This is a genomic window from Pelomonas candidula (assembly GCF_043555985.1).
Taxonomy (GTDB): Bacteria; Pseudomonadota; Gammaproteobacteria; order Burkholderiales; family Burkholderiaceae_C; genus Pelomonas; species Pelomonas candidula.
In genome coordinates, this window is the sequence record NZ_JBIGIC010000008.1 from 26,075 (window position 1) to 48,284 (window position 22,210).

A 22,210-nucleotide genomic window follows, 5' to 3' on the forward strand; every position below is an offset into this window, starting at 1 on the left:
GGCTACGTCACTTCTGCGCCTGGCCGGCCTTGCGCTCGACGAGCTCGAGGTTGTACTTCTCGATGCGGTCGAACTCCTCCAGGGTGTAGTCGGTGGGCTCGATGGTGGGGATGCCCATGACACGCAAGCGAATCGCCAGCACCTTCTGGTAGGCGTAGCTCTCTTCCTTCGTCGGAATGAAGCCGCCGGCCTCAACCTTCGGTTCGTCGAAGTCGTAGCCGGTGCCGACGGGCGCCTCGACGTTCTGGGCCTCGATGGGCTTGAGCTCCACAGGCTCCTCGACGACGACGTCACCGTCAACGATGTCATCCTCCGAGGCCTGAGCCTTCATCAGCGCACGCTTGAGCTTCCGGGCCTCCATCTCCGCACGAAACGACGCCACCAGCGCCTGGTCGAGCGCCGGGCGCTTCCGCTCGAGGACGGGCACTTCGGTTTCGTCGGTCAAGGTGCTCTCCATGTCTTCTTCCTTGCGCGCTCAGCGCATCAGAACGGTGGCCAAGGTCATGGCGATGCCGGCGCACAGGCCAGCGATGCCGTAGGCGACGCCCATGCGCACCGAGTAGCGGTTCTTGGCCTCGTACTCGGCCGTCATGGTGACCAGAGCGGTCTTCTCTTCGACGATGGCCTGCAGCGCCGTCTGCAGAGACGTCACGGTGATGCGGTGCATCTCGCGTTCGAGCTCAGCAGCCTTCTGGATGGCGTGAGCGTCGAACTCCTCGCGCTTGGCGTTGCCGTACCGCTCGACCAGGTTCTCGACCTCCTCGGCGGCGTCCAGCAAGCCACCCTTGGCAGCCTCGCGATTCAGCTCGCGCTCGGTGGAGAAGATGCCCTTCAGTTGCTCGACCAGGCCTCCTTCACCGAAGACCCAGACAGCGAGGGTGTCGCGGCCGCGCTCGGCGAATCCCTGGACTTCTCGGACGTCCGCGGTCGCCTTGCTGACGACTTGAGCCGTATCCGCCATCTGCTTGGACACGGCAGCCTGGCCGCGCATCGCCTTCACGAGCGCGTAGGCCGGGCGCTGGTCGAAGTCGGTCGAGCCCATCGCATAGTCCAGCACCGTCTTCGAATGGAAGTCCGGAACCGGCACCTCCGCGACGTCGAAGGTCGGCGCGCCGGCATCGGGCTCGATAGGAGTGTCGCCGCTGTCGAGCGACAAAATGTCGGCGCCGAGCAGGTCCAACTGCCCATCGTGTGCCGCCGCCAGGGCTTCGTCATCGGTGGGGATTCCGCTCATGAGGGGTTCCTGCGGAGGGATGTCGTCTTCGAGGGGCTCGCCGCCCCCGGGCGCCTGGCCAGGGGGTGGAACTGCGCGCTGGACACCAACTTTGGTGCCCGCGCCAACGACCTCGTGGCCTTAGGCATCGAGCTCGCTCACCTCGAGGCCCGACACCATCGGGATGCCGAAGATTTCCGAGAAGCAGGAATCCATGTGAACGCGCATCGACTTGGCGTAGCCACCGTCGTACTCAAGGTCGAACACGTCCGCCGCTTCGTCATCCTTGCCCTCAGCGACCAGGCGCTCGAACTCAGCATTGAGGTCGGCAGTGCCGTCCGCAAGCGCACCCAAGGTCAGCGAGACCTTGTGTCGCACCCGCTCGACTGCCGGGTTGTTCGGCAGCGCGATGCTGATGAGGCGGTAGCCGTACTCAGCCGCGTGGTCGGCCAGCGGCTTGAACGTGCCGTCGCCTACCAGGTCGGCGACGGTCTTGCCTACCGGCGCGCGGTTGATGACCACCGACAGCTTGTCCGCCGGCACGCCGATGAGAATCAGCTCCTCGATGGTCTCGATGATTTTGTCGATTTTCATCGTGGCCACGACTGGCACGATGTACGCGTCGATGCGGGCCTCCGAGCCCTGCGCCTGCTTCATCTCGGCGAGGAACGCGGACGCCTGGCCGCCACCGACGTCGACGACGACGGCGCCCTTCTTCTTCGCGCGGCACATGGCCAGCTTCAGGCTGATGGCCTTCAGTTCTTCGGGGCGGTAGCGCTTGTCTTCGCCCTCAGCGATGTCGCGGTCGACTTTCTCCACCAGCAGGTACTCGCAGCTGCCGTGCACGGCGGTCAGGCCGGGGCGCAGCATGTGGCGAGCGATGGTGCTCTTGCCGACGTTGGTGTCCTCGCCGCTCAAGACGGCGACGGTACGAGCGATGTGGCTCATGTTCATTTCACGGGTCCTCACAGTGGATTGATGACAGGTAGGGGCCACCGATTCCGGCGAGGCCTCCCTTGCGGGTTGGGAAACTTGCCTCAGGAGACGCTGGTAAGCATTTCCCTGGGCTTCTTCGATGCTGGGCTTGGCGTGCTCCGACCACCAGACCTCGAACTCACCGCTCTCGCGGCGAAGACGAAGCCCAGAGTGAAAGCCAGCCTCGGTCTGGCCGACGCACAGCTGCGATTCGCTGTCGTCGCCCAGCACAGACATCCAGTCGGACTCCCACGGCACCAGGTCGATGTCGATGGAGGCAAGGCCGCTCATGGAGGTCCTTCGTTCGATGCCGGCGCTCAACGCACCAGCGAGAGCTGAACGCGCGTCTTGACGTTGGCGAGCAGCACGTTCACAGCGCGGTCGTCCAGCCCCTTCAGCGCACGACGGAGTTCGCGCGGGTTCGGCTTGGCGGTCCTGTGGGACCTGAGAGAATTCGTCTGCGTACGCATCTCGGTTCCTTGCTCGGTGTGAGTAAATGAATACAGTGTATCACTCTTGATGCTGTAGGTCAAGCCATTGCCGGTGGTGCACGGTCAATTGACGCTCGAATCACCTTCTCGCGACAACTGGCTTGCTCGCTTGCGGCCCGCTCGAGGTTGGGCGGGCTGGCTGGAGAAGGCTTCCCTCAGCCATGCACCGCACAGACCCCGTTCCAGTCATATGCGGGGATTTGGCAGCCAGGACAGGCTTGCATCTCCTCGAGCTCGGCCTGAAGGCGCTGGCCTGCGCTCCAGGCCTCCAGCAGGAGGACTTCGTCGGCGAACATGCCAGGAGGGTCGACGTGGCCGTCCGCGAAATCGGACATGCCGAGCGCCTGCGCGTTGTGGTCGACGTCCTGGAGCATCTCGTCGAGCTCCTCGACCGTCTTCAATGGCGCCAACACGCGGTACAGCGCCATCGCGCAGCGGAGGTTAAGCCCTCGAAGTTTCATGCTCTTGTCCTTTCGTCTCGTCCAGCACCAGCAGCGAAGGCTTGGCGCCGGCGCGTGCATCGCGCATCCCGCGCTCGACCTCTGCGCGCTGCTCCTTGTAGGCGACCTTCCCACCGCCTGGCGGAAACTTCGGCACCGGGAACGCCTTGTCCAGGCCCAACTCCTTCTGCAGCGTCGCGATGTAGCCGATGGCGTAGACCGGGCGCAGAACAGCCACTAGCGTGGAGAGCTCGGCCAGGTGAAGGACGGCTTTCGAGCTAGAGAACGGTTGCTGCGGCCCAGCCATCACGCACGCTTCCTGGTGAGGTTGCGCAGCTTCCGGGCCATCGCGCCGTCGTCGACGGCATTCAGGGCGCGACGCGCAATCTGGATGTCCTTACCCACCATGCCGAGCAGCTCGCTCGAGCCGCGCGGCAGGACGAACTTGCTGACGATGTTGTGCGGGTGGAAGTGTGGGTCGCCACCGGTGTTGATGTCGCGCTCGGCGTCGGGCTTGCGCTCGCGAGTGCTGATATGCCACCAGGTGGCATACGCGATGCCTTCGACGCGCAGCTTCTGCACCCGCCCATTCCGGTCGGTGACGCGGACGATGGCGTACTGCTCGAAGAGCTTCATCACCTCCCTGTTGAGCTCGCGAGCCACTTCGAAGAGGCGCCGGTCCTCCGACACCAGCAGCTGCAGGCTGAAGTCCTTCGGCAAGGTGACCGTGACGTCGTATGCGGCACGCTCGGAGTCGGACGCGTAGGCAATGGCGAGGTCGCCGGACTGCACGGCCGGGAACTCGCCCAAGATGAAGTCGGTGTACTCGTCCTCGGTAAAGGGGCCAGGCTTCAGGCCAAGCCGCGGCAGCAGCGAGCCACCGAACTCCGGGCGGAATTCAGGGTGCTCGGTGAACGCGTTGTAGCCCTGCGACTCCTTGATGAAGTAGCCGAGCGCTTTCGCCCTTGTGACCGGCCTGGGATAGCTGACCATGTTGCGTTCAGATGGCTGCGCGCAGGTGTTGACGCGCAGGCGGGGCTTGAGTGGAGGTTGCTGCCGGCGCGTGCCCGGCAATCACCGATTGCATAAGGTCTTGCACAAGCGCCGGCCGCAATTGCTGCGCCAAAAAGGCAAGCCATGCGTGAGCTGACTCCTCACCCGCGCCAATGCCATGGCTATCTTCCCCACGCACGATGCGGCGCACAGCGTCGCCGCTGTGGAAAGCAACCGGCGAATGTCCAAAGGACGCCATCTCCAGCAGTTCAAGGAGAACATCGAAATCGCCAAAGCTAAGCGACTTCGCGCAAAAGAGTGCATCTTCAAAAGTCGGAGCTTCTGCAGAAGCCAGTACCGCTGCCTGGTCGACCGCACCTCGAAGGATGAAGGTGCGGGTATGCACGTACCTGAAGCGCTGCTCCTGGTCAAAGTACACCCACTTTTCAGGAAGACGCGACATCTTCAGCCAGTCCTTGTTCAACCAGGCCATAGCGAGACTCACTTCGCTTGCGAGGCAATGGAACGGCGAACGCTGCGGAGCCGGCCGAGCGCTGCAGCTCTCTGCAGCGCGGCAGACTTGCGGGCGGAAACTGCGTCTTCGGCGACCGAACGAACCACGAGGTGATGGGCCAGGCTGGTCTTGCCCACCTCGTGCTGCACCGTTTTGGCGAGGAGGTGGCTCTTCCGCTCTTTCGCAGCTCGGTACTCCGCAGTTGCACGCAACGCATCCGAGTACAGGGCTTGCATCGGGTCCAAAGAAAAGCAGCTCATCCCTGAGCCCATCGGCGCGGTGCTGATGATGCCGCCGAGGGAGAGCGACATAGGAAGACTGAGGGTCAGGTCACGGACGTTTGTCATGGCAGAAAAGTGGGTACGGAGTAGCATCTATTTGGTGTCAATGAGCACGGGCGGTCACAAGGTGACCCCCGCGGCCTTCAGAGCGGCGAACCCGAGGCTCGAGTGTTCAATGTGGCGCTTGCTCAGGCCGGAGAACGTCTCGGCCTGCTGGTTGCCGCACAGCGCGAGGCCGAGGAGGTACGCCAGGAAGCTCGTGTCGCGCTCGTCGGTGTCAGCCCAACTTACGTAGGCGTCGTCCGAGCTGTAGTCGTCCCAGAGCGCATACAGCTGCCAGACCGAGAGATGACGTGCGAGCTCGGGATGGTTGCGTGCGATGTTCTCAGCCTCTCGCGTCTCACGCTCCACGTCTCGTGCCTGTCGGACTCGGTCCTCGTCATCAAGGTCATCAACTGGAGCAAGGATGAGGACGTCGTGGATGCTGCTGCAGTCGCCAACCTTCTTGGCGACGACGCCGCACACGGCTTCCCAGTCGACCATCGCGGATTGACCGGGATTGACGATGAGATTCGACATGTCTCGCTGTCCCCTTCCTGTGAATTCAAGCACCTGGCGCCATCCGCGGCGCCAGGTAGGCCGAACGCGAGTTAGCCCCTTCGGCCCGACGACCTGCACGACGAGCCAGTCGCTCGGCGAAGACGTCATCCGACGACCTCATCCCTGAGGCCAAGCGGACCTCCTCGCAGTCAGACGCCTGCCGTCCAGGCACTCGATACAGCCGGCGCCAGCTGTCGTTCAGGGCGGCCAGAATGGCGCCCCGAAGTCCGTTCTCGTTTAGCTCATTGGGCATGGCGCCAGCCAGGCGCGCGCTGACAAGAAGCTGCGCCAGGGACTCGACCGACGGGATGGCGGCATCGGATAGGCTGTACTCGGTTGCCACGTGTTCGGCACCTTTGCAGTGCTCGAAGAGCTTGCCCGCACCGGCCTGGCTGCAGCAGTCGCGGGAGAGAACCGGTTTCCAGTTTGCGCCGGTGCCGATGCCACGGGGGACACTGAGGCCGGAGACACGGCGCGCGCGCTCAATACCGGCGTCGACAAGGCGGGCACGCAAGGCGGCCGGTGAAGCCATCAGGTCGCGGTATCGAGGGATGTTGGTGTCGAGCATGTAGCCGAGCTGCATGGTGCAGGAGGTCTCGTTCATGTGCTGGCCACCATCACTCGGGGAAACAGTCGGCCGGCAGCAAAAGGTCGACTTCGGTCAACTCCCACGCTCCGAGCTCGTCATCCGTGTAGGAGCGAGCCGCAGATTGGTCGTCTGCTTCCTTCGCCTGGGAGCTGTCGTATCGCATGTGATTCATCCTTTCGGCGGTCCTCAGGACCTGTGGTGCTTCGCAAGTGCACACAGTGTATCACTATTGGGCGACCTGTCAAGGCAGGAAGTGAAAATTGCGGGCTGGCAGAGAGGTGTTGCCTGAGGGCTACTGAGCGTTGAGCGTGATGCCGTGGTCGGCAAGGATTTGCTCTACCTCGGTTCCGCTCAGCTTGTTCGCTTGGTCGAGTCTCAGTGCGAGTGTCTCGATGACGTCCATGTATTGGCGCAGCTGATTGGCGACGACGTTCTTGCCTCGGCGGATGAACTCCTCGTCCATCTCCTTGGGCCACACCCCATCGGCGTCGGCATGGTTGCCAGAGAAATAGTTCTGTTTGTCGTCCGAGGCATTGTTCATCGTGACGTCGATGAACTGCTTCTCTGTCAGCGCGACACCGTCTGGACCCACCGTTCGTGAAGCCGACCAGAGCAGGTACTCGATGGCGAATCCCCCGGTCGCGATGAGCATCCCGATGTTGGGGTCGGCCTGCCGGACCACCCTACAAACCCCGCCGGCTTCGGAGAAGACTTCCATGAAGTCGATTCGTGCGCCGACTGCATAGGCGGTCATGCAGTGCCCGGCCTCGTGGTAGGCACGGTACCGCCTGGACTTGTGGTCAATCTTCGCGTTCGTCGACATCTTCCACTCCCTCGATACCGGTTCGTCTACGCCGCACTCAACCTCACCGGCGCCCTCGACTCAGGCTGTATCAGCTCCATGAGGTCCTCGAGGCCGTCACCAGCTTCCGCCGGCGTCCGTGCAGAGTCGCTGTAGCCGCCGCCCTGCCCGAACCCGTTGCGCCGGTTGCCGGCCGCGACCACGGCCATTGTGACCTCTCGGTCCCGCTGTGCCCGGGACAGCCAGTTCGTGACGATGCCAGGGAAGAGGGGCTCCAGGGTCTTCAGGTACGCCGCGGTGAACTGAACCTCACCGCCCTTGACCGGCATCCTGACCATGACAGCGGAGTCGTCCCCATCTCCGGCGCCAATGCGAAGCGTGCTGGCACCGGAGGGGGCCTTTGGCGCCGCGGCCACCTTCTTCGGCGCCGGGGCAGGCACTGAGACCGGCTCGTGCTCCAACAACGACCCCTGCACGCCAGGCTGAGGCGCCACTGGCTGGGCCGGCACCGCGACAGGCCTGGCCGGCGCCGGCGCGACAACCGAGGTAGCCTGGCGCCGTTTCTCCCATCCCGCCTTCCTGCGCTCCGTCTCTGCACCCTTGTTGTTCATCGCGGCCGCCAGCTGCACCATCTCCACGGCGCCATCGTCCTTCACGGCAACCAGGCGCATCGCCCTGAGCTCGGCAAGCAACTGCTCGAAGCCGGCCACATCCAGGCCCGCGAAGTAGGTCACGTGGGCAGCCAGGTCATCGCGTGGCACCGCGGCCTGGCCGGTTTCCAGCGCCAGTCGCGCCCATCCCAGGAGGCAGCCGACCTGGTGGGCCCGCAAGGCCGGAAAGGCGGCGTGCGTGACCAGGGCAGCTGTGTAGGCGCCCAGTACCCGCTCCAGACCCTTGGTGCGCTTCATCGGGCTTTAGGCACCGAACTTCAGCCGCGCGGCCTCCCGCAGCAGCGGAGTGAGGTCGCCGTCGTAGGGGTCAAGGGGAATCGCAACCATCTGGCCGAGCTCGGTGTCGGCCGGCGCCGGGACTGATGCGTAGCCGGCTCTCTCGACACGAGCTCGCAGCGCATCCGGCATCAGGCCGGTGAAGGCGCCGATGAAGCGAGGGTAGCGGGTGTGCAGGACGCCCTCGTAGTCCACCTCGGCGCCGAGCGGGGCCAGGTCGACGAATGCGGGCATCTGATGCGCGACCGACGCGCGCAACGTGTCGATGTCCACGCCAGGCTCCAGGCAGTCGAGGAGAGGCACCAGCGGGCCCACCAGCGGGCGCTTGCCGCGTTCGAGCTGTCGGTAGTTGTCCGCCGCGTTGGGCCCGGAAAAGCCCACCAGGTGAGCGAACTGCTCCACGCTGGCGCCGGTGGCCTTACGGATGGCGATGAGTTTGTCGACGGGGTCGATGACGTTCTCCTTCATCTTGTTCAAAGTGCGCTTGAGCCACTCACAGTAGGCCTTGACAATCCGGTAGGCCTAAGTTGAGTCATCCATGGTCGAACACCACAAGCATGCGGCAATTGACCCCATGGAGTTCCAAGTCTCGCGGCACGCCCAAGGCAAACTCTCTCGCCCAGTCCCGTAATTCATCCTTGGAAGCAATAGGGTAGAGAGGCAGAACAACATCTCTACCGAATTGGGATGAGGGGTGCTCAATGGCAGCTTTTCTGTCAGCCTCAGTCGAAATCTCCAGCACCTGTTCTTGGGCAATTTCGTCGCCGTGACCGTTCTTCCCTGCGACAACGGAACGATACGCGTAGACCTTGGTCATGAGAACCTTTTGAGATGGAAGGACTTCAACCGCAGTAGCCGCAGCCGGCCGCTCGGCCGACCACACCCAGCACGCCGAAGAAGGCCCACACCGGCAGCGCGCAGGCGACCGTCACCGCCACGACGCCCAGGTAGGTTTCCGTGCGGGTGATGAACTTCAGGATGAGACCGGCGACAACGAAGACGCCAACGATGGCTTGCAGCGCCTCCTGGACCGAGTACGGGAGGTCATTGAAGTCGAAGCGCTGGGTGAGAGAGGTGAACATGACTGGCTCCTTGCGGCGGTCCTTTGGACCTGGTTGACGCTCAACGTTGAGCGAATGCATACAGTGTATCACGTTAGACTAGCGTGTCAACCCCTTTTCGACGCATCGGTGCCTCCAACCAGTAGACGACTGCATGAACAACAACGACCACGGCGACCGGCAGGAAGAGAAGTCCCGTGGTCACAACATCCCAGCCGTGACTGAAGATGGAGGCGATGGAACACGGCATCAACCACAGCCAGCCGAGTAAGTTTCCGTTGACGACGCCGCAGAACAGATAGAGCCAACGCATGCGGCGAGTCGGCTCTTTCGCTTCACGCGTCGTGTCCAGGTGGGCATGGTAGCTTCCGAGCAGGGCGCAACATAGCATATAGATGTTGGGTGCAAGACCCATCGACAGAAGGTCACCGGTGTTTGTCATCGTCAGCCTTCGTGAAGGACTGCAACATCGCGGGCGTCAGAACAGAACCGAATAGCTCTTACCAGTGCCTTGGTGCCGAACAGCCCTGAAGGCATCAGCCAGCGCGCTCACGGCAGCCTCGTACTTGCCGTCACCAGCCGTCGCGCTCGGCAGGCTGCCGTTTGAGTCGACGATGCCGGCCTCGTTGATGCACTGGCGAACTCGGTTTACAACGGGGCAGGTTTCGATGGATTGCGGCGTCGATGAGAAGGCCCAGTTGACCTCGGCCTGGACGGCCGCATCGCGCACCAGGCTGTTAAGTTGGCAGCACCAGCCGAGCTCGACATCAGCACCCCGAATCTCACGACCAATGACGGTCTCATCGAACGAGAACAGAGCATCCAGACTGGCATGCAGACTGTGGACGAGGAGGTCGTCGTGGATACCACCGAACATGAAGCGTTGACCACACTGGATGTCGGATAGGTCAATGCGGAAGTCTTCATCAGAAGCGCCGGAGCCAATATCCTTCTGAGACTGAGCCTGAGCCTTAATGCTTGCGAGAAGCTCGGGGTCCCATCCACCCATGAGGTCGACGACAAAAATCCTATCCGGTTCGACAGCCTTGAGCGCATCTACCAGCACACTCACGGCAGCCTCGTACTTGCCGTCACAAGTCGTTGCGCTCGGCAGGCTGCCGTTTGAGTCGACGATGCCGGTCTGGTTGATGCATTGGAGGACTAGGTGAAGAACTGGGCAGGTTTCGACGGATTTCGGCGTTGATGGGACGCCCCAGGTGACGCTGGCTTGGACGGCCGCGTCGCGCACCAGCGTGTTGAGCTCACGACACCAGATGAGCTCGACATCGTCTCCCTTCACCTTGCGGCCAATCACGGACTCGTCAGTCGCGAGGAGAGCATCCAGGCTCGCCAGCAAGCTGAAGGAGCTGATAACGATGGCGCGGCCTGGAGCCATGAGACATTCGAGGTCTTCAGCGGAGTATGTCGGCCTACCGGATTCGGCCACCTCCACCGCTTCTTTTGGACGCAGAAAAATCTTGCTCTTGAAGAGGCTGAGCAGGTTCCGGGTGCGTTCTTTCATGATTGCTTTCTCCTTGCGAGGAAACTTGATTGGCGGGCTTCACCGCGCCGAGGCCGACCGCACGACTGCTGACCGGAAATCGTTCAACCGAACGACATGAGCCCGCGGCACTTCGATGCCGAGCTCCTCAATGGCCCAACTGGCCAGTCCCATGGCCTCGAGCCTTGCGATGAGCTGCTGCCGGTCAAGGCAGGCGTCAGCCTTGGAAGCCTGGACGCCATACGTGCGCCCGTCAGGACCGCTGAGCTCGCACTCCCAGCCGAGCGGGCAAGCCTGGCGGTGCTGACGAGTCCATCCCATCGACTTCTTGGTCAAATAGAGGGTCGCCAGGAAAAAGGTTTCGACAGGCAGCTCGTCGATGGTCACCGACGCCATGACGAGCATGCAGAGGTCACGACGCACTGCGGGGATGGCCGCCAGGACCGTGATGCGCTCTGGTGAGCAGCCGCGCTGGAGCCAGAGGCTCTCGCGGACCTCGAGCTCGATGGCCAGGTCCTTCAGGTCTCGTGCGCGAGCCATGTAGCGCGCGATTTGGGTGGTCTTCTTCATGCCGGCCTCATTCATTACGCCCTCGCGGCGCCTTCGAGGATGGACGCGACCTTCACGAGGGTTTGGGCGGCCCCAGCGGGACGACGCTTGGCTGCGTCCATGAAGACCTGGATGTCGTGAGCCATTTGCGGGTCCAGCACGCGCTCATAGACTTCCTGGGGCACGCGCTCGAGGACTTGGTGCGCAATGTCCTTGAGCTCGTCAGCCTGGTCGCCGATGGCGCCACCATCCGAATCGAGGGCCGATTTGACTGCCTCCACGGCGGCACCGATGGTACGAATCTGCGTCATGAGGGGTTCTCCTTGTATGCTGTGCGCCGGACTTCACTCGGCGGCAGGTACGTACTCGATGACATCGACACCTTCGATGTGGGATTCGATTTCGTGTGCGAACAGCTCGATGACTTCCATGCTTTGCTCCTTGCGGCGGTCCTCTGGACCTGGGTATCGCCATGAATTCGGCAACTGAATACAGTGTATCACTGTTGACCTGCTTTTGCAAGCACTGACGGTCACTCTTTACGTCAAAAGAGTGCGAGCTGCCGCTGGTCGATGACTCGACGACTGCGACGGTTCGGCCTCGCCGCCTGACCACAGCTGGGGGTCGCCGCCTCAATCTTGGTCACCTCGAGCCGCATCCACAGTTCCAGCAGTTCATTTTCGTCGAGCTTGCTGTGCAGCATCACGAGGACGCCTTCATGCGGTGCTGAGCGAGCCATGTCGCTGGCGTCAAAGCACATGACGTCCTCGGATAGAACCAAGTCGTATTCATAGCCGTCGACAGGCTCGCCGATGTCGGAGTCAGCGGGCGTCTCGAACGCAAAGTCGAGGTCGTCGAGGGAGACGGGAAGATTGCTCATCAGCGTTCCTTTGCAGGCGGTCCTTTGGACCTGTTGATGGCATACAGTGTATCACTGTGGGCCTGCGCCTGCAAGCTCAATTCGCTTGCCGGCCCTTGCGCGTCTGCGCGTCAAACCCCCTTTTGCCAGCCCGCACCGCCAGCTCGGTGAGCCTGTGTTCGCTCGGTTGGTGAGCCGTTGATGCATGCCCGCCACGCCGGCCCAGGGCAAGGAGGGGTTGAATGAGTAAGCAGGCTGGCGAAAGGTGGGGTGGCCAGGCAGGCTCAGACAAGGAACGTGCCTTCGCGCCATCCTGCCAGAAACCCACGAACCGCGCTCCACACACTCATCCGCCAGCCCGCCTTCATAACCTGACGGATGAGCCACTACGGCTCGAGCTAGCCAAGCACGGCCGCCAAGCTCAGCGGAAAGCCCAACGACAACCGCGTCAAGGCACGCAGGCCTGCGCGCAAGTCGCATGAGCTCAGTAGCAAAGCGGCTCCAAGAACTAGGTCCACAGGCACCAGCGTGCCAGCGCCGGCACCGGCAGCTTCTCGACCTCCAGCAAGCGACAGCTGTCCCATTCGCGAGGGCTCCCGAAGCATCCTCCCGCTTCGACGGAGGATGCTTTGGGACGGGAATGGGGCAGGTGGCGCGCAGCCACGTTCCTTCGAGGACTGTGAGCGGTCAGAACACGGCGCCAGGAGCGTTGCGGCACCGCTCTCGTTGTCTGCTTCACCGCGGCGATGCTGACTGCCGTTCTCACTTGGCTGGCGCCGTGTCCACAGCGACCGCTATGCCGACGCTGATGGCCTCAACGCCTCGCATCGAGCTCAAGGGATGAAGTGGCCAGCGCTCCCATCAGCCCCGCGCGGGCCAGCCGAGCCGGGGTGCCCTTCATGTGCATCAGTAGCTGGGAACTTGCACTGGTGCCCTTCGCCGACATCTCCGCTCGGGCCTCCGGCACCGCCGGCGCCGCCCTTGCCGTACCCGCCAGAAACGATGATGACGTGCTGGTTCGTCGCCACATCGGGCGGCCAGTCGCTGGGCGCGACCTTCGAGGCGGCCAGCTGAGACGCCACCGGCGCGCCCCTGAGGATGAGGCGCACGCGCGATGTGTCGCCGCCGGCGCCGCCTGCCCCACCCGGGCCGCCGTCTCCCCCGTCACCGCCGTCGTAGCAGTGCACGCGCGTCCACGGGCCGGCGCTCCCCTTGGCGCCCTTGCCACCCAGCCCCCCGTTGCCACCAGCCTGGCCGTCGGTGTCAATCCACAGCGAGCCGTCGGACGCCGGGTCCCATTGCTGAATGTCCATGTCGAGCGCAAGTGCGGTTTCGCCGGCTGTGCCAGCGCCACCCGCGTACCCGCGCTGCCCCTTGTTGGTGGTCGGCACCGCCTGCGTCGGGGTGTCGTGCGGGTCTGGATGGCCGACTCCGTCAGCCGCGCGTGGGTTTGGGTCGGTCAGGTCAATCTTCGACTTGCCGTGCAGGATGACGTTCTGGATGGTGAGCGAGACCTTGTTGCCGCGGGTGCGGACGGACGGGTCGTACGACAGCACGCAGCCGTCGAACATCTCGAGCTCCTGCACTGCCATCGCGACGTCGTTCAGGACGAGCTTGCCGCCAGGCAGGCAGGTGAGGTGTGCGAACCTCGAGGCGGATGCGGGGGCCGCCGGCGACGGGGCTGCTGGAGCCGTTGACTGGGCCAGCGTGCCGCCTGCGCCGAGCACAACTGCCGCGACCGCGGCAAGACGAGAGACAGCGAACCAGTGTTTCATTGGAACCTCCTCTGTTTGTGCGCAGGAGGTTCTTGCATTCAGCTTCCTGAATGCTTCTTCTTCCTCCCGCGGCACAACTCTACGAAGGAATGTGCTGTCGAAACAAGTGTGGAGCCGCTCACATCGCGAGTTGCCTCGACGAGGGGCCTGTACAGCTGCAACTTGATTGGCAGGCCGCGGAGCGGCCTGCTCAATGCATGCGAGCTGGCACCGAGGAACTGGGGCAAGCCTGGTCCGCCAAGAGAGACAGGGCGGCCTCGCGGATAGAGGGCCGGGGAATGTCGGCCACTGTCGCGACGTGGAACAGCCGGGGTAACGCCTCGAGGATGAAGCGCGGCGTCCTCAGCCGCACTGGCAGACGCTCCCAGTAGCGGTCGGTGCAGGCGAGCAGCGCCAGATGCACCTCATCGACAGAGGAGGTCGGCACCTGTCGCCACCCGTCCAGGCCCGGATGGCCGAAGGCACCCTCGGGCTGGCCCTTCTTGAAGTCCCACCCATCACCATCGGACTCGAGGATGAGCTCGTCACCCTTCTCGTTGTAGCGGTATGGCAGGCCGATGAAGTTGAGCACGTCGACCAGGTCGGCGTCGGTATCCGTGCCGAGGGATGAGTTCGGCTCGACGATGTGGCAGTAGATGGTCGGCGCGACGGACGGGCCGAGCAGATGCATCGGCACACCGACCTCGACGAGGGCATTGAGCACGTGCCAAATCTGCGCGCCATCCTCGAAGCGAGCCGCCTCCCGGGCGAACTCGCGCAGCTGCTCGAACCCGGCCCATAGGGCAGTCTCGCCCGCCTCGGCGGCCAGGCGCTCGTCGCGCTGGCGCATCCAGGTGTCCGCGAGATGCTCACCGGCGCCGGTCGCCATGTGCGTAAGCAGCTGCTCGACGTCGCGCTTGAGCGCGCGAACACCCACCAGCGCCTCCGTCAGGATGTCGCGCTCGCTGTAGCCCGTGTCGTCAGGCACAGCGGATGCTGCAGCGGTCTTGCCCTCCAACCATTCGAGCCCGATGTCGACCTCGGCGGCCAGGAGCATCATGGCCGGCATCTCGACGGAGCGCAGCACCTCGAGGTTCTCCTCCTGCCACATGAGCGCCGCCAAGGCGTGACAGCCACGGCTCAGGCCGTGGACCATCATCGGATAGTCGCCGAACCGCCGCAGCAGCTCGGCGTAGGAAGGTGATGTGTTGTTCACGAAAATGCTCCTCAAGGTGACCTGGTTCAGGCTCGCCCCAAGTTGAAGACGCTCATCGGCGCGAAGTACCAGCGCTCACGAATGGCCTGGGCGGCGAACAGAGAGACGACCGTGGCCAGCGGACCGACGAACAGGCCGTCGTCGTAGCCGTATCCACCAACGCTCCAGTACCAAGTCGAGCCCGGGTAGTTGGCCAAGTAGGCGCCGAAGACATCGACAACGACTGCGCTGAACCAGGAAGCGAAGCCAACAGCGAACCATTGGCGCCGCATGTCCAGGCCCCGGGTCGAAACCATGTATAGGAAAGGAACGAGCTCCAAGGGAGCGATGTGGAGCCCATTGCCATCCCAGAACGATGTCGCATGCATCAGCGGGATGCACAGCGAGGCGATGAGCACCAGGCGGACGGCACCTGGGAAAATTTCACGACGCCATTGACCATGGAGCGACATCTCTGCAAAGCCGACGACGCCGAGAATCATCGGCACCACCACCGTGACCAGAGTGGACTCGAGCCCGAGCCAGAAAACGAACGTGTCCATGAGTCCTCCGTGATAGCGTAGTGCCGATATCATTTTATGTGCATACAGTGTATCACTGCGCCACGCTCGAGTCAATGAAGATGCAGTCCGGACTCGACACCAAGCAACGGCGTCGACCAGCACCTCCGGCGGCAGCGAGGGAGCAACGGAACCGAGGAATGACGCACGGCACCCAGGAGACGTCCGAACCCAGTGTCAGCATCACCGGCACCGTTGAAACTGCAATGGCGCCTGGTCGAGGAGAATGGATTCGTCAGACGTTCTGTGGTGCCGGTCCTGGGCCTGGAGCTCGAGCTCCTCGGTCACGGAACCATCGACATGACCTTCGGGTATCGGTGAAGTCCTTCAGAGGAACGGGTCGAGGCCCCAGTGAATCCGCTCACTCTGCCCCGCCCTGGTGAGCATCAGCGCAGCGCGAGATGTGGAGCGGAAAGGCATCGCATGCCGCTCGTTGGCGGCATGCTCGAATAGGGCAAGCTGGTTAAGAGGAGGTGATGGCCCGCGGCCCGAACAGCTAAGCCCTACCGGAAGGCGACCTCAGTGCTGACGCCGATGGCAGCAAGCCGAGCATCGACCAGTGCCTTCGGCCTGGCCAGCGAAGCGCCAAGCTCCGCCACGGAGACGGTCCTCAACGACTCCCAGAAGGCGTACGAGTCCGGGTCACGGACGCGGAAAGAGTTGACCTGGCCGCCCGGCCCACGTACTGCCTCGACCAGGCGTACGACATGGTCAGCCTCCGTGTTGGCCTTCCCTGCGGCGCCATGAAGGGATGTCAGGGCCACAACCACGTGACCAGCGTCAAGGGCGCCAGCAGCGTCCTGGGCCCACGAGGACACGGAAGCGCGGAGCTCGAAGCGAAGCGACTGCACCTCGGGCCCGAAGAACTCCGGCAGCCGCCGAGCCAACCCATCGAAGTCCACCACCTGGTCGGCCGAGTCCGGAAAGAACATCCGCTGCTCGATGGCCCATCGACGGAAACGGGTGAACTCGTCGGCATCGAAGGGCCGGCCGGTGCGCTGAACGACGTAGCCGTACAGGGCGTATAGCGAACAGCTTTTGCCGGCCCCTTCCTTCGAGTGGCGCAGAGCATCGACGAACGAATGGAAGAAGGGCAGCGGGTCCAGGCCCGCGACCCGAGCAGCTGCACCGGTAGGGGCATCCGGCACCGGCGCCAGCGACGGCGCGGCCACCGCGACGACTAGCGACGCAGCCACCAGGCTCAGCGCCGGCGTCCAGGCCCAATCCAACATCCAGCGGGAGCGAAGCGACCCACGGGAGAAGCGCAGCAGTCGGGCGGCGCCAGCTGCACGACTGCGAGCACCGGCCCCACCCGAGTCCATAGCAACATCGAAATCGAACTCCATCACTACCGAGCCCTCAAGCGAGCACCCGAGCCCGGACAGTGTCCAAGGCACCCAGCCGAACCTCAGGGCGCCGTTGCCCATACATGCCGGCTTCCTCAGGGAAGAGAGGAGCAGCCGCAAAAGCATCGGTCTGGACTCGGCTCACCCGCTCGATGAAGCCCATGAGCTTGGCGCCGGCGCCGTTGACTGGGCCGTTGGCCAGCACCACCCCTTCCCTGGTCTCCTTCACCGACTCGAAGGGCGCGCTCGGGCACCAGAGCACCTTGGTCACCAGCTTCGCGGGAACGTTTAACAGGCCGCAGTAGCCGAAGGCCTGGTTGTGCACCTGCTGAACCTCGCGCGCGGCGGAGCTACGCAGCTTGTTGCAGCGAACGATGGAACCGTCCTCCAGCTCCCGGAGCCCACCATAGCTCTTGATTTCGATGATGACCCGGCCGTACTCGGCCGACACGACGGCATCGAGGTTGCCGATGCCGTCAATCCACACGTCGGTGTCGACACGCCAGCCGCGCGCCTGGCACGCAGTCTTGAGGTGCTCGAGGTGCTCGGCTTCGACGATGAAGCCTTGATGGCGGCGAGCCCCGTCCTTGAACTGAGTCCAGGCCCGACGAGCAGCCCAGAGACCGAAGAGACCGCCCAGCGCCGGCGCCTGAAGCACCCACGCCGTGACACCCACGCCAATGCCCAGCGCAGACAGCACCAGACTGGAACGGTATCGAGTGATGTGCGGGGCGAACGTCTGGCGTTGCTTCAAGGATTTCATTGTTGGGCCTCGTCGACGTCGAAGCGGCCAGGCAGCGGGATATGCGCCGGTTGTTGCTGCGGCTGGGGAACAGCTTGAACAGCCGGTTGGTTGAGCAAGCTGGCAGTGGATGAGGGGCGAGCAACGCGAGCAGGGGCGACTGGAGCGACAGGCCCCGCCTGGAGCAGCACCGCAGGTGCGGTCCAATCCTTCGCCCCCACCGAACTCGGACCCTGGGTCTTCGGCGCCAGCATCTGCGGGTTGTAGGTCTCGATGGCCGCCAAGCGCAACGACACCGGCAGAGCCTTCAGCACAGCAACGTGAGCATCGACCGACCACCGCTGCACAGGCTCACCGACAACGTAGGCACCACGAGCCACCGGAACCGTGAGCCCCAACGGAACCCCGACTCTGTAGAGCTGCGGCGCGTAGCGCAGAGCCTGAACAGCCCCCAGGGCCCCGAATCCAGCACAAGCCATGACCGAAGCCGCGGCCAGGTAGCGGGTTGCGTAGGCAATGTTCACGACTTCCCTCCCTTCGATTCACCGGCATCGGTCAATCCATCGAGACCGGCCAAGTCCACAGGCTCCCCAAGCAATTTCCCGATGCCCTTGATGGCATTCACCACGGCGCCGAGCTGCTCCTGGAACCGATGCTCCAACGTATTCAGTTTCTCAACCACCGGCGCGGTTGAGGCATGGCTTGCAGCCGTGATGGCAGCCGCCGCCTTCGAAATCTCCGCCGCGATGGAGCGCTGCTCGAGGTTGTCGAGGTAGCTGACGAGTGCCAGGCGCACCATCCCGGATTCGGACATGCCGGAACGGGCCCTGGCCATGGTCAGCTTCCGCAGCAGCTCCGCGTCGAGTTTGGTCGTCACCGCATGGGACTTGCCGGCACCGGTGTTGGCCACCCTCGACTTCGCAGACCTGGGTTTCCGGACTCCCTTGACCTTCACGGTGCCAGCACCCTTTTTCCGGGTCCCTTGGCGTTTCTCGGAACCGGTAGGTTCACCGGACCCGAGAGTGGACGATTCGGCGCCGATGTGTTCTGCGCCGGCATCAGTCTTTCCCTCACCGGAGCCGGGGAGGTGTTCAACGGACTCGGTATTGAGCCGGTCGAGCTCGGCCTGGTCTTGCGGAGCGAGGGATGAATTCATCAGAGGGTCCATGGCGTCCTCATCCATTCACCGGGCTCAGTTGAGCGGTAGCTCCGGTTTCGGTGTGGTTCACATTGGCGCCGGTGACGTACAGCACGGCACCCATTCCAGTCCTTGGGAACCGGTTGGTCTTGTTGGCGCCGTTGTGTGTGGTCATGGTTTCGGTGGGGTTGAGGGTGCCGCCTGGGCTTAAGTGGTGACAGTGTAGCACTTTAATGGTTTACTTGCAAGCACTACCTCTCGATGCCGCACCAACTCACCTCGACACCAGCCTCCTTTCCTCCTGGTACCTCCAGACATCCGCCCTATGAAAAGCGCTCCACTAGCAGCCCAGAACAACCAACCTTCTCGACTCCGCCTCAACCCTTCTTAGACCGCCTCGACCACCACACCTTTGGTAAACCTGAACTACTGCTCCCTTCTGACCGCCCCATACGCCTTGCTTTCCCTCTATACCGACCTCTCTTAGACCTTTGTTTTCCACCTCAATCCTTTTGCGACCTGCACGTGGGCTGCTTCCGGCCCTCCGAGGGGCTTCTCCAGAGGTGAGGAGGCGGCCTTCTATGGACTAGCGCGACTCTGTTTGTTGGCGCGCGTAACGCGCCTGCAACGCCAGCATCACGAAGCCGCTTGGCAGCGAACGCCCTCTCAACGGTACTCGCACAATTCCGCTTGAAGTGATACACTGTTATTTCTTCGCGCACAAACCCGTTTGCTTCGCCGTCATGCCCACCATCTCCAGTGAACTCGACCGCCTGGCCGCCGACGTGATGGCCGTGCTGGCCGCGACGCGCCCGCCGCGCAACTACGCGGCCGCGGCGCCGGCCCTCTACGAGCGTTTTGCCGTCAAGGTGACGCCCGACAACCTGCGCGCCTGGCACGTGCGCCGGGTCGCTGTTGACCTGTCCGACCGCACCCCGGCCGACATCCGGTGCGACATCGACGACTACGCCGAAGCCATTCGTCTGTGGCGCGAGGAGCGAAGGACCTGGGCAACTATTTCGCGGCTGTTGATGGATGGCTTCGCGTTCGATGCCAGTGAACAGCGCTTGCGTGGGTGGTGGCACCGCCGCGAGACCCGGGCCACCAAGATTGCCGCCTCCAGTGCGGCGGTCGGGACTGGTGTCGCGTCGATGGTTGCGGGCCTGCCGCCCGCGCCGGCGCCGCAGACTCAGCCCGGCATCACCGCGTCTTCACCGCCACCCATTTTTCCTGTGAGCCGCGCTCTCCCTGGTGAGAACGACGCTCAGCGCCGCATCCGCGAGGCGAGGGAGCGTCGGGCCGCCGAGACCGGCATCCAGGACGCTCTGCTCGACCGCCTAGCGGCGGGCTCCGTCACCGCCGGGAGCGCCGCACCATGACTCGTCTTTCTATCGAACTGGTGCCCAAGAGCGCGCACTTCCAGAACGCCCGCGGCGTGCTGACGCGCACTCAGTGGGACCGCGTGAAGCTCCTGACATGCAACGCCGCCGCCGGCGCCTGCCAGATTTGCTATGCGCGCGGTGACCTGGAGTCGCACGAAGTCTGGGAGTGGCGCGAGGAGAGTGCCATCCATGGAGTGCAGCGTCTCGTCCGAACCATCGCTCTGTGCTCCTGGTGCCACCGCGCCAAGCACTGGGGACACACCGAGGGGATGGGCTACCTGCCGCAAGCGAGGCGGCACATCCTGAAGGTCAATGGTTGGAGTGAAGCCGAACTTGAGGACCACATCAGGCGCTCGTGGCGGGAGTGGTCACGCCTCTCCAAGGTCGAGTGGACGCTCGACATCTCCATGCTCGAGCCGATGATTGCCGGCGTTCGGACGCGCAGGCGGCCTGCCCAGCTTGTCAGCTGAGACTCATCGAAAGGGCTGCTTCGGCAGCAACAAAGGCGCTCCAGCCCCGACGGCAAAAGCGAGAAGGGCCCGACGTTCTCGGGCCCTTCTCGCACTTGCTCCATGTAGCAGGAGGCTCGGTCGTGGCTGTGGGTCAGTGCATCGCCTCAACAGCCGGAACGTTCATCCATTCCGGCAGCCTTAGAACAACGTCACTGCATTGCCGCACCGAGACCAGGCGAGCTCTCGGGCGCACGTAGGCAAGCTGGCGAATTCGGTAGTCCTCACCATCTGCGACGGGAATGACCAGCACATCGAGGCCACCGAAGTTCTTGGAGTCCTGAATGAGGCGAGGGAAGAGGTCCGGACGGGTAGCAATCTGGAAAGCCTCCCCCATTGACCGGTTGCTGTTGCCTCCCTCCATATCTACGTACCCCGCAAATTGATGAAGAATCGCCGTCTGCAAGTCAGCTTTCATGCGGCGGACGTTGGCAAAACGTAACCCTTGCAGGGTCGACCGGTCCACGAGGTCGCGTTCGATTTCTCCGACCTCGAACTCAAAGTCTGCAACAGCGAGCTCTGCTCCCACCGCCCGTGCCTGCTCATGCTGCTGCCGCATCTCCTCCATCCGGTCGCGCCCGTACAAAAGCAGCATCCCCTCCCCAGGCGCCGGGGCGCGTCCAACACGCCCTGGCTTCGAGAGAGGTACAGAAGCAAGGGTCAACTCAAAGCGGCCGTCCTCCATGCGTCGCCAGGACGACGCCCCGCCAAGTAGTTCAAGGCCACGACCGCGCTTCCGAATATTCGCGAATGCGCTGAGGAACACCGTGGACATCGGCGCGCGCTCAGAACTTGACGGCGCCGCCAACAGCCACCGCAGTGCCTGCGCTGCTGGTGGAGAACTTGGCCGTGAAAGTCTGGCCAGCAAAGTTGGTGTGCACGATGCCGAGAGCCAATGCGCCTTGCCCCTTGAACCCGCCAAGGCCACCGACCACCGCAGACTCCCCTGGTGCGAGGCTCGGCGCGATGGCCGCGTTCATCGCGCTGGCCATTGCCACGCCGCTGTCGATGCGGCGGTCGTAGCCATTCATTCGGTCTTCGAGTGTGTTGAGGCGCGAGTCGATGGTGTTGACGCGACCGGTCAGCTGCACGACCTCTTGCTGCGTCTGCTGCGCGATGGCCAGCGCCTGGCCGGACTGGCTCAGGGCTGTGGTGGCCTTGTTGTCGGCGCCTTGCGCCGTCGCCGTGGCCGTGTCCGCCGTCGCCTGAGCGGAGGTGATGCGGGCGTCATGGTTCGCGAGGGTGGCGTTCACGCCGCTGAGCGAGCTGTCCGTGTAGGCGTTGGCAGTTGTCACCGCCTGAGCACTGAGCTGCTGCGCCTGGCCGAGGTTGACGGCATCGGTGGCCAGTTGGCCGGCGCCGACGTTGGCGAGGATGCGGTAGTTCGGCAGGTAGCCGAGGCCGTTACCGATGCCGAACGAAACAGTATTCGACCGGTCAACGATGCTGCCGTTGCCGATGGCGGCGCCGTAGTTGACCCCCGGGAGGCTCATCGCGCCGGTGCCAGCGACCAGATTGCCCGCACCCGGCGATGACGTGTAGAGGCCGAGAAGCAACGACCCCTGGCCCACGCCGGCGACGTTGCTCTGGACTTGGGTGCCGCTCGATGTGAGGGTGACCGACGTGGCGGTAGATGCCGGGTCACCAGACGGCCCCACCGTCAAGATGGGAGCAACGGTCTGTGCGCCTGCTGCGCCCGCTGCGATAGCCAGGGCGGCCGCGATTGAGATGCGATTCAGTTTCATTGG

The 22,210-nt window shown here is 63.7% G+C and carries 33 protein-coding genes; 2 read left to right on the top strand and 31 right to left on the bottom strand.

Going from position 1 to position 22,210, the window contains the following annotated elements; genetic code table 11:
- Positions 1 to 7 precede the first annotated feature (7 nt).
- The 29 genes from ACG04R_RS16350 to ACG04R_RS16490 form a co-directional block, all read right to left on the bottom strand.
- Positions 8 to 445: a hypothetical protein gene (locus ACG04R_RS16350; RefSeq protein ID WP_394412800.1), complete on the bottom strand. Its 438-nt coding sequence runs from the start codon at positions 443 to 445 to the stop codon at positions 8 to 10.
- 30 nt (positions 446 to 475) lie between these two features.
- The gene (locus ACG04R_RS16355; RefSeq protein ID WP_394412803.1) at positions 476 to 1,234 is read right to left on the bottom strand and encodes a hypothetical protein; all 759 of its coding nucleotides are present in this window, start codon (positions 1,232 to 1,234) and stop codon (positions 476 to 478) included.
- A gap of 120 nt (positions 1,235 to 1,354) precedes the next feature.
- Positions 1,355 to 2,479 (bottom strand): hypothetical protein, encoded by a 1,125-nt coding sequence (locus tag ACG04R_RS16360; RefSeq protein WP_394412806.1) that lies wholly within the window; start codon positions 2,477 to 2,479, stop codon positions 1,355 to 1,357.
- Positions 2,480 to 2,505: 26 nt separating this feature from the next.
- Positions 2,506 to 2,658 carry a hypothetical protein gene (locus tag ACG04R_RS16365; RefSeq protein ID WP_394412810.1) on the bottom strand — a complete coding sequence of 51 codons (153 nt, stop codon included), beginning with the start codon at positions 2,656 to 2,658 and terminating at the stop codon, positions 2,506 to 2,508.
- A gap of 176 nt (positions 2,659 to 2,834) precedes the next feature.
- A complete protein-coding gene (locus ACG04R_RS16370; protein ID WP_394412813.1) occupies positions 2,835 to 3,107 on the bottom strand; it encodes a hypothetical protein in 273 nt (90 codons plus the stop codon).
- A 13-nt stretch (positions 3,108 to 3,120) separates the two neighbouring features.
- Positions 3,121 to 3,426 (bottom strand): hypothetical protein, encoded by a 306-nt coding sequence (locus ACG04R_RS16375; protein ID WP_394412816.1) that lies wholly within the window; start codon positions 3,424 to 3,426, stop codon positions 3,121 to 3,123.
- Entirely contained in the window at positions 3,426 to 4,112 is a 687-nt protein-coding gene (locus ACG04R_RS16380; RefSeq protein ID WP_394412819.1) for a relaxase domain-containing protein, read from the bottom strand. Before ACG04R_RS16380 ends, ACG04R_RS16375 begins: the two co-directional genes overlap by 1 nt.
- A gap of 7 nt (positions 4,113 to 4,119) precedes the next feature.
- Entirely contained in the window at positions 4,120 to 4,605 is a 486-nt protein-coding gene (locus tag ACG04R_RS16385) for a hypothetical protein (RefSeq protein WP_394412822.1), read from the bottom strand.
- Between the two features lie 8 nt (positions 4,606 to 4,613).
- Entirely contained in the window at positions 4,614 to 4,937 is a 324-nt protein-coding gene (locus tag ACG04R_RS16390) for a hypothetical protein (RefSeq protein WP_394412825.1), read from the bottom strand.
- 90 nt (positions 4,938 to 5,027) lie between these two features.
- The gene (locus ACG04R_RS16395; RefSeq protein WP_394412828.1) at positions 5,028 to 5,486 is read right to left on the bottom strand and encodes a hypothetical protein; all 459 of its coding nucleotides are present in this window, start codon (positions 5,484 to 5,486) and stop codon (positions 5,028 to 5,030) included.
- Between the two features lie 25 nt (positions 5,487 to 5,511).
- Positions 5,512 to 6,111, bottom strand: a complete 600-nt coding sequence (locus tag ACG04R_RS16400) for a hypothetical protein (RefSeq protein WP_394412831.1) — start codon at positions 6,109 to 6,111, stop codon at positions 5,512 to 5,514.
- Between the two features lie 277 nt (positions 6,112 to 6,388).
- The gene (locus ACG04R_RS16405) at positions 6,389 to 6,919 is read right to left on the bottom strand and encodes a hypothetical protein (protein WP_394412834.1); all 531 of its coding nucleotides are present in this window, start codon (positions 6,917 to 6,919) and stop codon (positions 6,389 to 6,391) included.
- Between the two features lie 26 nt (positions 6,920 to 6,945).
- Positions 6,946 to 7,806 (bottom strand): hypothetical protein, encoded by an 861-nt coding sequence (locus tag ACG04R_RS16410; protein WP_394412837.1) that lies wholly within the window; start codon positions 7,804 to 7,806, stop codon positions 6,946 to 6,948.
- A 6-nt stretch (positions 7,807 to 7,812) separates the two neighbouring features.
- Positions 7,813 to 8,313 carry a helix-turn-helix domain-containing protein gene (locus ACG04R_RS16415; protein WP_394412840.1) on the bottom strand — a complete coding sequence of 167 codons (501 nt, stop codon included), beginning with the start codon at positions 8,311 to 8,313 and terminating at the stop codon, positions 7,813 to 7,815.
- Positions 8,314 to 8,377: 64 nt separating this feature from the next.
- Positions 8,378 to 8,662 carry a hypothetical protein gene (locus ACG04R_RS16420; RefSeq protein WP_394412843.1) on the bottom strand — a complete coding sequence of 95 codons (285 nt, stop codon included), beginning with the start codon at positions 8,660 to 8,662 and terminating at the stop codon, positions 8,378 to 8,380.
- Positions 8,663 to 8,687: 25 nt separating this feature from the next.
- Positions 8,688 to 8,927: a hypothetical protein gene (locus tag ACG04R_RS16425; protein WP_394412847.1), complete on the bottom strand. Its 240-nt coding sequence runs from the start codon at positions 8,925 to 8,927 to the stop codon at positions 8,688 to 8,690.
- A gap of 73 nt (positions 8,928 to 9,000) precedes the next feature.
- Positions 9,001 to 9,348 carry a hypothetical protein gene (locus ACG04R_RS16430; protein ID WP_394412850.1) on the bottom strand — a complete coding sequence of 116 codons (348 nt, stop codon included), beginning with the start codon at positions 9,346 to 9,348 and terminating at the stop codon, positions 9,001 to 9,003.
- Between the two features lie 36 nt (positions 9,349 to 9,384).
- Positions 9,385 to 10,428 (bottom strand): hypothetical protein, encoded by a 1,044-nt coding sequence (locus tag ACG04R_RS16435; protein WP_394412853.1) that lies wholly within the window; start codon positions 10,426 to 10,428, stop codon positions 9,385 to 9,387.
- A 39-nt stretch (positions 10,429 to 10,467) separates the two neighbouring features.
- Positions 10,468 to 10,977 carry a hypothetical protein gene (locus tag ACG04R_RS16440; RefSeq protein WP_394412856.1) on the bottom strand — a complete coding sequence of 170 codons (510 nt, stop codon included), beginning with the start codon at positions 10,975 to 10,977 and terminating at the stop codon, positions 10,468 to 10,470.
- A gap of 14 nt (positions 10,978 to 10,991) precedes the next feature.
- A complete protein-coding gene (locus ACG04R_RS16445) occupies positions 10,992 to 11,267 on the bottom strand; it encodes a hypothetical protein (RefSeq protein ID WP_394412859.1) in 276 nt (91 codons plus the stop codon).
- 233 nt (positions 11,268 to 11,500) lie between these two features.
- Positions 11,501 to 11,836 carry a hypothetical protein gene (locus tag ACG04R_RS16450; protein WP_394412863.1) on the bottom strand — a complete coding sequence of 112 codons (336 nt, stop codon included), beginning with the start codon at positions 11,834 to 11,836 and terminating at the stop codon, positions 11,501 to 11,503.
- Between the two features lie 812 nt (positions 11,837 to 12,648).
- Positions 12,649 to 13,590 (bottom strand): hypothetical protein, encoded by a 942-nt coding sequence (locus ACG04R_RS16455; protein WP_394412866.1) that lies wholly within the window; start codon positions 13,588 to 13,590, stop codon positions 12,649 to 12,651.
- A gap of 190 nt (positions 13,591 to 13,780) precedes the next feature.
- Positions 13,781 to 14,785, bottom strand: a complete 1,005-nt coding sequence (locus ACG04R_RS16460) for a hypothetical protein (RefSeq protein WP_394412870.1) — start codon at positions 14,783 to 14,785, stop codon at positions 13,781 to 13,783.
- Positions 14,786 to 14,811: 26 nt separating this feature from the next.
- Positions 14,812 to 15,327, bottom strand: coding sequence for a hypothetical protein (locus tag ACG04R_RS16465; RefSeq protein ID WP_394412873.1), 516 nt, complete (start codon positions 15,325 to 15,327; stop codon positions 14,812 to 14,814).
- A 521-nt stretch (positions 15,328 to 15,848) separates the two neighbouring features.
- Positions 15,849 to 16,691 carry a hypothetical protein gene (locus tag ACG04R_RS16470; RefSeq protein ID WP_394412876.1) on the bottom strand — a complete coding sequence of 281 codons (843 nt, stop codon included), beginning with the start codon at positions 16,689 to 16,691 and terminating at the stop codon, positions 15,849 to 15,851.
- A gap of 13 nt (positions 16,692 to 16,704) precedes the next feature.
- The gene (locus ACG04R_RS16475; RefSeq protein ID WP_394412879.1) at positions 16,705 to 17,454 is read right to left on the bottom strand and encodes a hypothetical protein; all 750 of its coding nucleotides are present in this window, start codon (positions 17,452 to 17,454) and stop codon (positions 16,705 to 16,707) included.
- Positions 17,451 to 17,957 carry a hypothetical protein gene (locus ACG04R_RS16480; RefSeq protein ID WP_394412882.1) on the bottom strand — a complete coding sequence of 169 codons (507 nt, stop codon included), beginning with the start codon at positions 17,955 to 17,957 and terminating at the stop codon, positions 17,451 to 17,453. The genes ACG04R_RS16475 and ACG04R_RS16480 overlap by 4 nt, the downstream gene beginning before the upstream one ends.
- Positions 17,954 to 18,589, bottom strand: a complete 636-nt coding sequence (locus ACG04R_RS16485) for a ribbon-helix-helix domain-containing protein (RefSeq protein WP_394412885.1) — start codon at positions 18,587 to 18,589, stop codon at positions 17,954 to 17,956. The genes ACG04R_RS16480 and ACG04R_RS16485 overlap by 4 nt, the downstream gene beginning before the upstream one ends.
- A gap of 19 nt (positions 18,590 to 18,608) precedes the next feature.
- Positions 18,609 to 18,746, bottom strand: a complete 138-nt coding sequence (locus tag ACG04R_RS16490; RefSeq protein ID WP_394412888.1) for a hypothetical protein — start codon at positions 18,744 to 18,746, stop codon at positions 18,609 to 18,611.
- Positions 18,747 to 19,314: 568 nt separating this feature from the next.
- On the opposite strand from ACG04R_RS16490, the gene ACG04R_RS16495 reads away from it, so the two are divergent.
- Entirely contained in the window at positions 19,315 to 19,950 is a 636-nt protein-coding gene (locus ACG04R_RS16495) for a hypothetical protein (protein ID WP_394412891.1), read from the top strand.
- Positions 19,947 to 20,423: a hypothetical protein gene (locus ACG04R_RS16500; protein ID WP_394412894.1), complete on the top strand. Its 477-nt coding sequence runs from the start codon at positions 19,947 to 19,949 to the stop codon at positions 20,421 to 20,423. The genes ACG04R_RS16495 and ACG04R_RS16500 overlap by 4 nt, the downstream gene beginning before the upstream one ends.
- 133 nt (positions 20,424 to 20,556) lie before the next feature.
- Here the strand turns inward: ACG04R_RS16500 and ACG04R_RS16505 are convergent, their stop codons facing one another.
- Both ACG04R_RS16505 and ACG04R_RS16510 read right to left on the bottom strand, forming a co-directional pair.
- Positions 20,557 to 21,237, bottom strand: coding sequence for a hypothetical protein (locus ACG04R_RS16505; RefSeq protein WP_394412897.1), 681 nt, complete (start codon positions 21,235 to 21,237; stop codon positions 20,557 to 20,559).
- Between the two features lie 10 nt (positions 21,238 to 21,247).
- Positions 21,248 to 22,207 carry a hypothetical protein gene (locus tag ACG04R_RS16510; protein WP_394412901.1) on the bottom strand — a complete coding sequence of 320 codons (960 nt, stop codon included), beginning with the start codon at positions 22,205 to 22,207 and terminating at the stop codon, positions 21,248 to 21,250.
- Positions 22,208 to 22,210: the final 3 nt, after the last annotated feature.